The sequence below is a fragment of the Aerococcus sanguinicola genome, assembly GCF_001543145.1.
Classification (GTDB): Bacteria; Bacillota; Bacilli; order Lactobacillales; family Aerococcaceae; genus Aerococcus; species Aerococcus sanguinicola.
On the sequence record NZ_CP014160.1, the window covers coordinates 1,700,440 to 1,713,127 of the forward strand.

A 12,688-nucleotide genomic window follows, 5' to 3' on the forward strand; every position below is an offset into this window, starting at 1 on the left:
GCTTTCATATAGTAAGTGGCTTTAAACTGAGGGGAAATATGCTATAATTGATAAAAAAGATGGAGGCGTTTACCTTATGACAATTCATTGGACACAAGAAGCACAGAAACGCTATGAGGCTTATTATGAAGACCTCTTTACTTTACTGAAAGTGGATAGTGTACGAGATGACAGCCAAGCTAGTGCAGAAGCACCGGTTGGGCCAGGCCCTAAAAAGGCCTTAGAGACCTTCCTTTCTATGGCTGAGCGCGATGGTTTCCAAACCGCTAATATCGATAATATTGCCGGCCGGGTTGAATTTGGTGAGGGCGACGAAATCCTGGGTATCTTAGCCCACGTGGATGTGGTGCCTGTGGATAAATATTGGGAGACGGATCCTTTTGATCCTGTGATCAAGGACGGCAAGCTCTATGCCCGGGGAGCAAGTGATGACAAGGGGCCTCTCATGGCTGCTTACTATGCCCTAAAGATTATTAAAGACTTGGAACTTCCTGTTTCTAAACGGGTGCACTTTATCGTAGGGACCGATGAAGAGAGCGACTGGAAGTGCATGGACCGCTATTTTGAAAGCGAAGTGAAACCGGACTTTGGCTTCTCACCAGATGCTGAATTTCCCATTATTAATGGGGAAAAAGGCCAGTACACCAGTCATCTCACTTTTTCACCTTTCCAAGGGGACTTAGTCAGCTTTGAAGGCGGCCAGCGTGAGAACATGGTGCCTGCTGAAGCCCAAGCCCGTTTGGCGAACAAAGATCTCGACCAAGTTCAAGCTGCTGTAGCAGACTTCCAAAAAGCTCATCCAGCTGCCAGCTTAACGGTTGAAGCAACAGACCAAGGGCAAGTCCTTGTCGCTTGTGAAGGGAAAGCAGCCCATGCTATGGATCCTTCTCAAGGAGAAAATGCGGCAACTTACCTGGCTCTTTTCTTGCAGGGACTGAGCGACGATTTAGCTAAAAATAGCTTTATCAGCTTTACGGCAGACCGTCTTCACGAAGACTTCTATGGGGAAAAATTAGGCCTTGCCCACCATGATGACGTGATGGGAGATCTCACCCTTAATCCAGGCGTCTTTGCAGTTGAGGGCGACCAAGTTAAGGTCACTTTAAACATGCGGGTGCCTCAGGGCATTAGCTATGAAGAGATTGGTAGCCGTTTGGATGAGCTCGGCCAAGACTATGCCTTTAGCCGGGAAGATGGCAAGTCGAACAAGGCTCCCCACTATGTGCCAGCTGATGACCCCTTGGTAACTACCTTACTCGATGTTTACGAGAAATATACTGGTGAAGTTGGCCAAGAAAAAGTGATCGGGGGCGGAACTTACGGGCGTCTCTTCGAACGCGGCGTGGCCTTCGGTGCACTTTTCCCTGATTCACCAGATACCATGCACCAAGCCAATGAATTCGCCCGCCTCAAAGACCTTGAAAAGGCGATGGCTATCTATGCTGAAGCCATTTACCGCTTAATCAAATAAGATGATGATTGAATCCAAACAGAACCCGCAGATTAAAGCCATTAAGAAATTGCAGCAAGCGAAGGGAAGGCGGAAGGCCAAGCGCTATCTTCTGGAAGGCCCTCACTTATTGGAAATGGCCTTAGAAGCGGGAAAACAGCCAGAATTAATCTTATGCACGGAGGCTAGCTTTAAGGCTGATTATGCGAACTGTAACTGTCAATTGATCAGTCCACAGCTAGCCGGTTATCTGGCAGAAACAGAAAGCACTCAGGCGGTTTTTGCGGTGATGCCCTTGCCTGAACCGGTCGCGCTTGACCAGTTGACATCTTCTGCTATTCTCCTCCTCGATGGCCTCCAGGACCCAGGTAATCTGGGCACTATTATCCGGACAGCGGATGCCCTAGGTTACCACAGCCTGATCCTTGGTAAAGGGAGCGTTGATCCTTATAATAGTAAGGCCTTGCGCGCCATGCAGGGGAGCCAGTTCAAACTCCAAATTGTCCAGGCTGACTTGGACCAAGCCATCCCTCAATTGCAGAGCCAGGGTTACCGGATCGCTGCTTCCACCCTGTCCAGTGATTCACAGAGTGTCAAGGATTACTGTTTGACAGATGCCAAAAAATGGGGCATTATATTAGGTAATGAGGGTAACGGGGTTAGCCCCGACTGTATTGAATTGGCGGATGTCAGTTTGCATATTCCTATGACTGGGCAGGCTGAATCCTTAAATGTCGCCATTGCAGCTGCAATTATGATGTACGAATATCGTCCCGTGATTTAGAAAGTAGAAAGAGTGATGAGTGAATGCACAAACACACACGACCATGGGAATCTGACAGCGACTACTTAGAGCTCGTAGCCGATATTAAAGACCATCAATTTATTAAAGATTTGGAACGCTTCCCCCAACATATTCATGGAAACCGGATGATTCATTCTTTTCAAGTATCCTACAAGAGCTATAAGATTGCGCGTAAGTTAGGTTTAGACTACCGGTCGGTGGCACGTGCAGGCTTAATGCATGACTTGTTCTATTATATGCCTGGCGAGTTATCATTCTCACACGGCAATCACTTAAGCAACCATCCCTACATTGCCTTGCAGAATTCGCGTGCTTTAACAAGCCTCAATCCAATCGAAGAAGATATTATTGTTAAGCATATGTGGCTGGCAACGGCTGCACTTCCTAAGTATCGGGAATCTTATATCGTGACCATGGTTGATAAGTGGGTAGCTTGCGAAGATTTTGCTTATCCGCTTTTCCGTAACTTTAGCACAAGCTTCCAGTGTAAAGTTTATAAATATTTCTTGGGCTTAGACCTGAGAGAAGAAATGAGAGATTAAGATGACAACAGAGAAACACGTGCCGACACTGTGTCCTAAATTTGAACGTGGTTTTCAGTTGATTGGTAAGAAATGGAACGGTCTAATCATCCAAAGTTTATTAAATGAGCCTTTGCGTTTTGGGCAATTGCGTGACAGTATCAATGGTATTTCTGACCGGGTGTTAATCGAGCGCTTGCGTCAACTGGGCCGGTTAGGTATCGTATGTCGCAAAACTACAGAAATTGATTCCCACCAGGTGGCGCTCTATAGCCTGACCGAAAAAGGTCTGGAGTTAGAACCTGTTCTTAACAATCTTCACCAATGGGCTGATGAGTGGATGGCTAAAGATGATAAAATTTAATATAAAAAATAAAGGGCTGGGGCAAAATGCTTCAGCCTTTTCTACTCAGACTTGCTGATAGCTTCTGTTTTAAAACTTTGGTCTGGTATTGGCTTTATACAGGATTTGAGTTGACGCTAAGTTGAATTTTGCTTATAATAAGTTGTAATATCACGTTGATAGAAGACGGAAATAGTCACAAGTGTAGCCAGGAAGAGAAATCAGCGACTGAGAGTTTCTTCTACATGGACTAGGCCCTTTCACTTCTTGAGTAGGCACCGGGACCGGATGGAAAAGGTGTCCGCAAGCCAGCGTTAAAGGCTTTGAGTGTCAGCAGTAATTTTTGTCAGCTGAAACAAGGGTGGTACCGCGGTCTTTCGTCCCTTTGAGGGATGGAAGGCTTTTTTGTTTTCTATTAAATTAAATGGCATTGAATAAAAGGAGTTATCATGGATATCATTGAACAATTGAAAGCTTTAGAGAAGGAAATGCATGATCAATTATCCCAGCTAACGGATCTTGATGGTGTTAAACAATTACGGATTGATTATCTCGGTAAGAAGGGGGCATTGACCCAGACCTTACGGGGAATGAAGGACTTGTCCAATGAAGAACGGCCTAAAGTGGGGGCCTTCGCTAATGAATTGAAGACCAAGTTAGCGGCTGCATTGGACCAAAAAGAGGAAAAATTCCAAGCTGAAGCTCTAGAAGCAGCCTTGGCAGCTGAAACAATTGATGTTAGCCTGCCTGGTCAAGAAGTTCAGCTCGGTAAGCCACACATTATTGCCCAAGTGATGTCGGATATTGAGACCCTCTTTGTGTCCATGGGTTATGAAGTTGTCGAAGGTCCAGAAATTGAATCCGACTATTACAACTTCCAGCGGATGAACCTACCAGAAAACCATCCGGCCCGCGATATGCAGGATACCTTCTATGTCAATAAGGACGTCCTCTTGCGGACTCACACCTCACCTGTCCAAGCACGGACCATGGACCAGCACGACTTCTCCAAGGGTCCGCTTAAGATGATCAGTCCAGGTAAGGTTTACCGTCGGGATGATGATGACGCCACCCACTCCCACCAATTCCACCAAATTGAGGGCTTGGTAGTGGCTGAAAATGTAGGCTTGGCTGATTTGAAGGGGACCCTCGAAGTCTTTGCCCAACACATGTTCGGGGCAGACCGGGAAATTCGTCTTCGCCCATCCTATTTCCCATTCACTGAACCTTCTGTTGAAATCGACATTTCTTGCTTTAAGTGCGGAGGCAAGGGCTGCAATATCTGTAAGCAGAGTGGCTGGATTGAAATCCTCGGTGGAGGGGTTGTCCATCCAAATGTCTTAGAAATGTCAGGCGTAGATAGTGAGCGGTATACCGGTTTCGCTTTTGGGATTGGGCCAGACCGGGTGGCTATGTTGAAGTACGGAATTGAAGATATCCGTCACTTCTACCAAAATGACCTACGCTTCTTAACACAGTTCCAAGAAAAGGGGTAAGCAAGTAAATGAAAGTATCAATTGAATGGTTAAATGAACTTATTTCTCTAGAGGGGATTACAGCGGAAGAACTCGCTGATAAGATGTCACGGACAGGGATTGAAGTCGATGGATTGGAAAATCTAGGGAGTGTCTTGAAGAAGGTTGTTGTTGGACATACCCTCGAAGTTGTTGACCATCCAGATTCAGACCACCTCCATATCTGCCAAGTCGATGTTGGTGAAGAAGAGCCTTATCAAATCGTCTGTGGCGCGCCTAATATTGCAAGCAATCAAAAAGTTATCGTCGCCCTTCCTAACTCACGGATTAAAGGCAATGTAAAGATTAAGAAAGGAAAACTGCGCGGCCAAGTTTCCCAAGGGATGATTTGTAGCTTAGAAGAAATCGGCTTTGAAGAAAATGTCGTTCCTAAAGAATTTGCTAATGGGATTGCTGTCTTACCAGAAGATGCACCAGTCGGAACTTCGATTGTTGACTATCTCAAGCTAGACGATCCGATTCTTGATTTGGATGTGACACCTAACCGGGCAGATGCCTTGTCAGTCAGAGGGAATGCTTGGGAAGTGGCTGCTATTTATGGCCGCCAGCCTGAGTTTTCTAGTGAAGATGTTGACACATTCGCTAAGCAATCGGACCTGGCAGAACTTGTCTCCATTCAAGTGGATGATCCAGACATGGTCCCTGAATACAATGCCTTCTTGGTACGCAATGTGAAGATCCAGCCTAGTCCGCTAGCTGTCCAAGTGCGCTTAATGAAGTCAGGCATCCGTCCTATTAATAATATTGTAGATGCGACCAACTATGTCTTGCTCGAATACGGCCAGCCTCTACATGCCTTCGACTACGATAAATTAGGAACAGGCAAGATTGAAACACGGATGGCCCAAGCGGGTGAGACCCTGCAAACTCTCGATGGCGAAGAGCGTCAGTTGACGGAGGAAGATATCGTGATTACGGATGGCCAAAAGCCAATTGCCTTAGCGGGCGTTATGGGGGGCTACGATACGGAAATTGATGAGTCCACACAAAATGTCTTGCTTGAAGCAGCGATGTTTGAACCTATCCATATTCGTAAGACAGCCCGCCGCTTAGGCTTGAGAAGCGAATCTAGCATGCGTAATGAACGTGGGGTTAACCAAGCGACGATCGCGGAAGCGGGCTATTATGCCGCTCAATTAATGGTTGCCTGGTCTTCGGGCGACTTAGAACCAGGATTTGCCCAAGCTTCTACATTAGATCATGGGGATGTGAAGGTGGATTCTTCCTTGGCTTATATTAACCGTGTCTTAGGGACCGCATTAACTTACCAGGATATTGAACAAGTCTTTGCCGACTTGCAATTTGGCTTAGAAGGGGATGCCGACCACTTCACTGTAACTGTTCCGCCACGCCGTTGGGATATTCATATTCCAGCTGACTTAACAGAAGAAGTTGCTCGCATCTATGGTTACGACAAGATTCCTTCCCATCTCCCTGACGCCCAAGGTTATAAAATTGGCCTGACCGAGCGCCAACAATTCGACCGTCGAGCTCGTCAGACCATGCAAGCTCTTTCCTTCAACCAAGTCATTGGCTATAACTTGGTCAGTGCGGAAGCTTTAAATGTCTTGCAATTAGAAGAAAGAGCAGCCGTTGAGCTGGACTTCCCGATGAGTGAAGACCACCGTTTCATGCGGACCAATTTGCTGACTACTGATCTCGATATCACCCGTTATAATATCGCTCGCAATATCAAAAATGTTGCCATTTATGAGAGCGGCCGCATTTCCTACTGGGAAGACGGCCAGCCAGTTGAAGAAAACCACTTGGCAGCCGTTTGGACTGGTAACCGCATCGACCAATCTTGGCAAGGTCAAGACCAGGCAGTTGATTTCTTTGCGATGAAGGGGATTGTTGAAGCTTTGCTCGCTTCCATGAACCTGGCTTGCAGTATCCGCTACCAGGCTGCGCATGATATCGCTGATACCCATCCAGGACGGACCGCCCGTATTTTAGCTGATCTCGGGGAAGAAGAAATTGTTCTTGGTTTTATCGGCCAGCTCCACCCACAAACAGCGGATAGCTATGACTTGGCTCAAGCCACTTACGTCTTTGAACTGTCCTTAGACCGGCTCTTTGACCTACCTAAGCAAACGATTGTCCAAGAAAGTATTCCAAAATTCCCAGGCATTAAGCGGGATATTGCCCTTCTCGTTGATGAAAGTGTCAGTCACGCTGAAATCCAAGCCTGCATCCAAGAAGCAGGGAACAAATACTTGCGGGATATCCAAGTCTTCGACCTCTATACTGGTGACAAGATCGAAGCAGGTAAGAAATCTTTAGCTTATCAACTGTCTTACCTGAACCCAGAAGCCACCCTCCAAGACGACGAGGTTACGGCTAATGTGGACGCTATAATTCAATCTCTAAGTCAGGAGTTGGGAGCCCAAGTTCGCTAAGAATTGAGTGAGAATTCGACCACTTCAAGAGGAATTTTGGTCAAAGTATGATAAGATAAAAGTAGACATATGATAATAAATTAGGAGGTCAAAATAATGGATATGTTTGAGAGCTCAAAAGCTAAAATTCAAGACAAAAAAGTGCGCATTGTTTTCCCTGAAGGTGCTGAAGAGCGCATTCAAGGAGCCGTTGTTCGCTTGAAGCAAGATGGTTTAGTGGAACCTGTCTTACTAGGTAACCCTGATGACTTACAAGCTAAGGCAAAAGAATTCGGCTTCGATTTGTCTGGAATTGAGATTGTAGATCCCAATAACTACGATGCTTTTGATGAAATGGTAGATGCCTTTGTAGAACGCCGTCGTGGCAAAGCAACAGAAGAACAAGCTCGTGAAATTCTTAAAGATGAAAACTACTTCGGGACAATGTTAGTTTATCAAGACAAGGTTGATGGCTTGGTATCAGGGGCTGTCCACTCAACAGGGGATACCGTTCGTCCTGCCCTCCAAATCGTTAAGACTAAAGAAGGCGTTCGTTCCACTTCAGGTGCCTTCATCATGGTTCGTGACGATGAACGCTATGTCTTCGCAGACTGCGCCATTAACATTGACCCTGACAAGGACGCTCTGGCTGAAATTGCCATTGAATCTGCAAAGACTGCTGAATTGTTCGATATTGAACCAAATGTGGCTATGCTAAGCTTCTCTACCAAGGGATCTGCTTCTGCTCCCCAACAAGAGAAAGTTGCTGAAGCAGTGGCAATTGCTCAAGAAAAAGCGCCTGAACGCTTCAACATCGATGGTGAATTACAATTCGATGCGGCTTTCGTTGAATCTGTCGGCAAACAAAAAGCACCTGATTCTAAGGTAGCAGGCCAAGCAAAAGTCTTTGTCTTCCCAGAAATCCAATCGGGTAACATTGGCTATAAGATTGCTCAAAGACTTGGCGGCTTCGAAGCAATTGGGCCTATCTTACAGGGTATGGCTAAGCCAATTTCTGACCTCTCACGCGGATGTAACGAAGAAGATGTTTATAAGATTTCAATCATTACCGCTAACCAAGCTTTGTTGGATGACTAAGCGAGCGGATAAGAATTTAGAAAAGAGGCTGGGACAAAAGTTCCGGCCTCTTTTTAAAAAGCAAGCATTTTTCAAAAACGTGTTCCAAAAGTCAGGCCTGACATCCACTTCACGAACTATGTCCAATCGTTTACCAACGATTTCCCATAGTTCGTGGACAGTTGCTATAGCTGTTCGAAGCGCAGCGAGTTACAGATATAGTATGCGTTAGCTGGTTCAGGCCTGATCGACTTTTGTCACACTCTCTTTTCTTTTTGCTCCCTTCTTGCTTTGGTGATAAAATAAGACTAATCGACAATATAATGAAAGGAGTGGATAGGATGTCTGCGACTTTGAATTGGCAGGGGGAGGCCGACACGCAATCCTTTGCCCACTATTTAGCTTCCTATGTTAAAGCCGGCGATATTATTTGCTTGGCTGGGGACCTAGGAGCAGGAAAGACCACCTTCACCCGTTACTTAGCAGAAGGGCTGGGAATTTCTGGGAATATTAAGAGCCCAACTTTTACCATTATCCGTGAATACCAATCTGGCCGGCTTCCGCTCTACCATATGGATGCCTACCGTTTGGAAGAGACAGGGGCTGAGGGTATGGGACTGGAAGAGTATTTAGAAGGGGACGGCTTAACGGTTATCGAGTGGCCACAATTTATTGAAGAGGACTTATCGACGAATTATTTGTGGCTAAGCATTAGCAAGGGCCAGGAGGATGACCGCCAAGTGCATTTTGAAGGCTTTGGACCGCGGGGTAAGCAACTGGCCCGGATTATAGAAGAGGAGTATTGCTAGTTATGAAGAAAGAAGAAATCGAAATTGTTTTTGAAGATGGCCAGCCCAAGCATGCTAAGCAACTATTAGATTTTTACCGCCAGGTTGGGGCTGAGAGTCCTTATTTGACCTTCGATGAGGAAGGTCTAGGGATTAACCAAGAACAGGAGACGCGTTATCTGAAACAAATTCAAGAGACGACCAATAACCGCCTCTTGCTGGCTAGCCTTAATGGGGAGATTATTGGGGTCGCTAGTATTGGTGCACCGACCAATCCCAAGACAGGTCATGTCGGAGAGATCGGCATTTGTCTTCTCCGTCGCTTCTGGGGCATGGGTCTCAGCCGGGTGATGATGGAAGATATGATCGAGTGGGCAGAGGAGAGCCCTTCCTTACGCTATCTGCGCTTGGAAGTGAATGCGGAGAACATTCGTGCCATCAAGCTCTATGAACACTTTGATTTTGAATTGATTGGCAAGACCCCTGCTGCAATGTTCTGTCAAGAAAGTTACCAGGATGTCTTGATGATGGGACGTCGGGTGGATGACAGCGAAGACCAATAAAAAAAATAGCCAGTGACCTAATCTCAGCTTTAACTTCATTGATGAAGTTGGAGGAGACTTGGGCCCTGGCTATTTTTTACCATGCTTTAAAGGTGATAGCGAGCATGAAGAAGAATAAGAAGAGATTAGCGAGGGCGAGGCCCCAGCGCCAACGAGCAGCCTGGTCATTGAGTGAAAAAATGATAGCAACGATAGGGATGAGGAGGCTCAAAATGAGGTTCCAGTGGTTTAAAGACTGGGGGTCTGCCATCAATTGTTTAGCCGAAAAGAAGAGGCTGAGGGCAGTCATCAAGAGGGCCTGACGTCTTTCTTTGGTCATGAGTCATTGTCCTTTCTTATAGTATTTTGGCTAAGAGCTGGTCAATGCATCTATTTTAGCAAATTATAAGGCTTAAGACTAGGATGGGCCAAATATTTAAGCTATCTTTTCATTTATTTGGACTTGTGGTATGATGGAGGGACGAAAGTATTGATTAGGCGGGAAAGGTGATCGTTAAGTGATGAAAGATAAATTTCTTGAGCATTTTCCTCAAGCAAAGGTTAAGTTCGATGAGGCCTTGAGCTCTTATTCCTATACACGCACAGGGGGACCGGCCGATATCCTGGTTTTTCCTCAGACCATTGCGGAAGTTCAAGATTTTGTGTCATACGCTAAAACCGAACAGATCCCTATCATGGTATTGGGCAATTCCAGCAATTTAATTGTTCGGGATGGCGGCATTGAAGGGATCGTCATGATCTTAACAGATATGAAGGCAGCTGAGGTCCAAGACCAGAGTTTGGTTGTTGAAGCGGGAGCCCGCTTGATTGATGTCAGCCGCCTAGCTGCCGACCACAGCCTCGGTGGGCTAGAATTTGCCTGTGGGATTCCGGGGAGTCTGGGCGGCGCCGTCTTTATGAATGCGGGTGCTTATGGCGGCGAGATGGCTGATATTGTATCCAGTGTGGACTATGTCGATCAAAGAGGCAGTCTGCGTCAGCTCACTCTTCAAGAGCTTGACTTTGCTTACCGGCATAGCTGTTTTCAGGAGAATGGCGGGGTTGTCGTTAGGGTGCATATGCAGCTCCATTCTGCGGATCCAGACGCCATTGAGTCGCGGATGGCTGAATTGACCCACTTACGCGAATCCAAGCAGCCGCTGGACCTGCCTTCTTGTGGCAGTGTCTTCAAACGGCCTGAGGGACATTACACGGGCCAGCTGATTCAAGAGGCCGGCCTCCAAGGCTATACGGTTGGTGGGGCCCAAGTTTCATTAAAACATGCGGGCTTTATCGTGAACATCGGCCAGGCCACAGCGACTGACTATCTAGCCGTCATTGCCCATGTCCAAGATGTGGTTAAGGACCGCTATGGCGTCGACTTAGAGACAGAAGTGCGGATTATTGGCCGCGACTAGAGATAAAACTTAACATGAATCAATCAGATAAACTTCTTCTGTGTTAAAATTATGTTAAAATACATGGAGAAGTTTATTTGTGTTTTTTATTTTAAATCACTGCTGGAGAGGAATAAGGCCTTAGCAGTATTTGGCGAAAGGAGTTGGCAAGGATGGGGGAAGCCTGGATTAAATTTAATAATTTTTCTTTTACTTATGCTGGGGCACAGTTTCCAGCCCTTAAAGACATTAACTTGACCATTGAAAAGGGAGAAAAGGTCCTTGTATTGGGGGCAAATGGGTCAGGCAAGACAAGTTTTCTTAAGGCCTTGAACCAAGAATTAGGGACAGCAGCTAATCCTGGAAAGATCGAAGGCAGCGTGAGCTACTGTGATCATAACGTGGAAAGCTTTAAAGGGAAGGATATCGCTGACTTTATTTCAGAAGATTCAGCCGATCAAGAGCTAGTGGACCTAGCCCCTCAAGATGAAGGAGATTTCACTAAACAAATTTGGTCTTTATTGGCTAAGGATTCCCAAGAACGGTCTTTCAATGATTTGTCTGCTGGCGAGCAAGACCTCTACCGGATGATGGACCATATCAAGGACCACAAGAAGGTCTATATCTTTGATGAGCCCCTGGCAAATTTGGCACCGAGAGCGGCGGAGCACTTTGTCGATGCCTTGGATGACTTCCATATGAAAACTCAGTCGACAATTGTGGTTGTTGAACATCGTTTAGAACAGATGATGTACCGGCATATTGACCGCGTCCTGGTTTTACTAGGCGGCCGTCTGGTCTTCGATGGTTCTTTATCAGACTTACTCCACCATGCGATCCTAGCCAATCTTGATGTGCGGGAGCCCCTCTATGTGACGGCCATGCGCTATGCCGGCTATCCCCTCGACCAAGTCCACCATATCGCCCATGTCAACCACATATCTGGCCCTAAATTAAAAGATGTTATGGAAGACTGGGCCCTCTCTATTCCTAGTTTTCGTTATCAAGAATCGACGGAAGAACTTATCCGCTTGGAAGATGTTTCCTACCACTACAATCATAAAAACCATGCCCTTAAAGACCTTGATTTGAAGATTTGTCAGGGGGAAATGCTTAGTGTAGTTGGAGCCAATGGGGCGGGGAAAACAACCCTCAGTCGGATTCTCAGCCAGTGCCTAGAAGCGGACCAAGGCCAGGTCTTCTGGCATGGGCAGGAAATAACCGCCGCTAACCGGCAGAAGGTTAAAAATAAGATTGCCTACCTGCCTCAGAATTTTAGGCCTTTGATCGTTGGGGCGACCCCATGGGAGCAATTGGAGAAGTTCTATGCCAACTATCAAGAAGCTGGCTGCCAACTCTCACCAGATAAGGAAGCCCTCTTCAACCAGCTTCTTTCTGCAATTGGCTTTGACCATCTTAAGCATTATCCGTTGAAATTTTTAAGCTATGGCCAGCTCAAACACTTGCTTCTGGCTTGTGTGCTCTTGAAGGACCCCGAGCTCATTATTATCGATGAGCCGACGGAGGGCCAAGACTACAAGCATATGGTTGACTTTATGGGTAGTCTTTACCGGATCAACCAAGAGAAGGGAATTGCTGTGATTATGAACACCCATGATGTGGAAGTGCTCTTAGCCTATACCCGACGCTGTCTCGTGATGTCCGAAGGGGAAATCATTGCAGATACGGATCCTGTTTATGTGACTTCTAACGAGAATTTAGTCGACCAAGCGGCCTTGAGGGAAAGCTCTCTCTCTGTCTTTGCCAAGCGCATCGGTCTCGTGGATCCCTATACCTTTATCCGTAAATTTATGGACTATGACCGCGAAGTCCAACAAAGTTAGTGGAGGAG

General features: G+C 46.4%; 12 protein-coding genes. 11 read left to right on the forward strand and 1 reads right to left on the reverse strand.

Translation table 11 applies throughout. The features are described 5' to 3' along the window. The first annotated feature begins 76 nt into the window (after positions 1-76). The 9 genes from pepV to AWM72_RS07615 all read left to right on the forward strand — a co-directional run bounded on the left by pepV (position 77) and on the right by AWM72_RS07615 (position 9,460). Positions 77-1,471 (forward strand): dipeptidase PepV, encoded by a 1,395-nt coding sequence (gene pepV / locus AWM72_RS07575; protein ID WP_067975721.1) that lies wholly within the window; start codon positions 77-79, stop codon positions 1,469-1,471. A 4-nt stretch (positions 1,472-1,475) separates the two neighbouring features. Continuing rightward, complete coding sequence (locus AWM72_RS07580; RefSeq protein WP_070486003.1) at positions 1,476-2,234, forward strand: TrmH family RNA methyltransferase; 759 nt, start codon at positions 1,476-1,478, stop codon at positions 2,232-2,234. A gap of 23 nt (positions 2,235-2,257) precedes the next feature. Then, positions 2,258-2,797: an HD domain-containing protein gene (locus AWM72_RS07585; protein WP_070485794.1), complete on the forward strand. Its 540-nt coding sequence runs from the start codon at positions 2,258-2,260 to the stop codon at positions 2,795-2,797. Position 2,798: 1 nt separating this feature from the next. Further along, entirely contained in the window at positions 2,799-3,140 is a 342-nt protein-coding gene (locus AWM72_RS07590) for a winged helix-turn-helix transcriptional regulator (protein ID WP_067975730.1), read from the forward strand. Positions 3,141-3,568: 428 nt separating this feature from the next. Continuing rightward, a complete protein-coding gene (gene pheS, locus AWM72_RS07595; protein WP_067975734.1) occupies positions 3,569-4,615 on the forward strand; it encodes a phenylalanine--tRNA ligase subunit alpha in 1,047 nt (348 codons plus the stop codon). Between the two features lie 8 nt (positions 4,616-4,623). Then, positions 4,624-7,053: a phenylalanine--tRNA ligase subunit beta gene (gene pheT, locus AWM72_RS07600; RefSeq protein ID WP_067975738.1), complete on the forward strand. Its 2,430-nt coding sequence runs from the start codon at positions 4,624-4,626 to the stop codon at positions 7,051-7,053. Between the two features lie 96 nt (positions 7,054-7,149). After that, complete coding sequence (pta, locus tag AWM72_RS07605; protein WP_067975744.1) at positions 7,150-8,130, forward strand: phosphate acetyltransferase; 981 nt, start codon at positions 7,150-7,152, stop codon at positions 8,128-8,130. A 320-nt stretch (positions 8,131-8,450) separates the two neighbouring features. Continuing rightward, the gene (gene tsaE / locus AWM72_RS07610) at positions 8,451-8,918 is read left to right on the forward strand and encodes a tRNA (adenosine(37)-N6)-threonylcarbamoyltransferase complex ATPase subunit type 1 TsaE (protein WP_067975747.1); all 468 of its coding nucleotides are present in this window, start codon (positions 8,451-8,453) and stop codon (positions 8,916-8,918) included. A gap of 2 nt (positions 8,919-8,920) precedes the next feature. After that, positions 8,921-9,460, forward strand: coding sequence for a GNAT family N-acetyltransferase (locus tag AWM72_RS07615; protein WP_067975752.1), 540 nt, complete (start codon positions 8,921-8,923; stop codon positions 9,458-9,460). 76 nt (positions 9,461-9,536) lie between these two features. Here the strand turns inward: AWM72_RS07615 and AWM72_RS07620 are convergent, their stop codons facing one another. Continuing rightward, a complete protein-coding gene (locus AWM72_RS07620; RefSeq protein ID WP_067975756.1) occupies positions 9,537-9,779 on the reverse strand; it encodes a hypothetical protein in 243 nt (80 codons plus the stop codon). 178 nt (positions 9,780-9,957) lie between these two features. Between AWM72_RS07620 and murB the strand changes: the two genes are divergently transcribed. Together murB and AWM72_RS07630 are read left to right on the forward strand one after the other, a co-directional pair. Further along, on the forward strand, positions 9,958-10,857 hold the full coding sequence (gene murB, locus AWM72_RS07625; protein WP_101603535.1) for a UDP-N-acetylmuramate dehydrogenase: 900 nt from the start codon (positions 9,958-9,960) through the stop codon (positions 10,855-10,857). Positions 10,858-11,009: 152 nt separating this feature from the next. Then, positions 11,010-12,680, forward strand: a complete 1,671-nt coding sequence (locus AWM72_RS07630) for an ATP-binding cassette domain-containing protein (RefSeq protein ID WP_067975763.1) — start codon at positions 11,010-11,012, stop codon at positions 12,678-12,680. Positions 12,681-12,688: the final 8 nt, after the last annotated feature.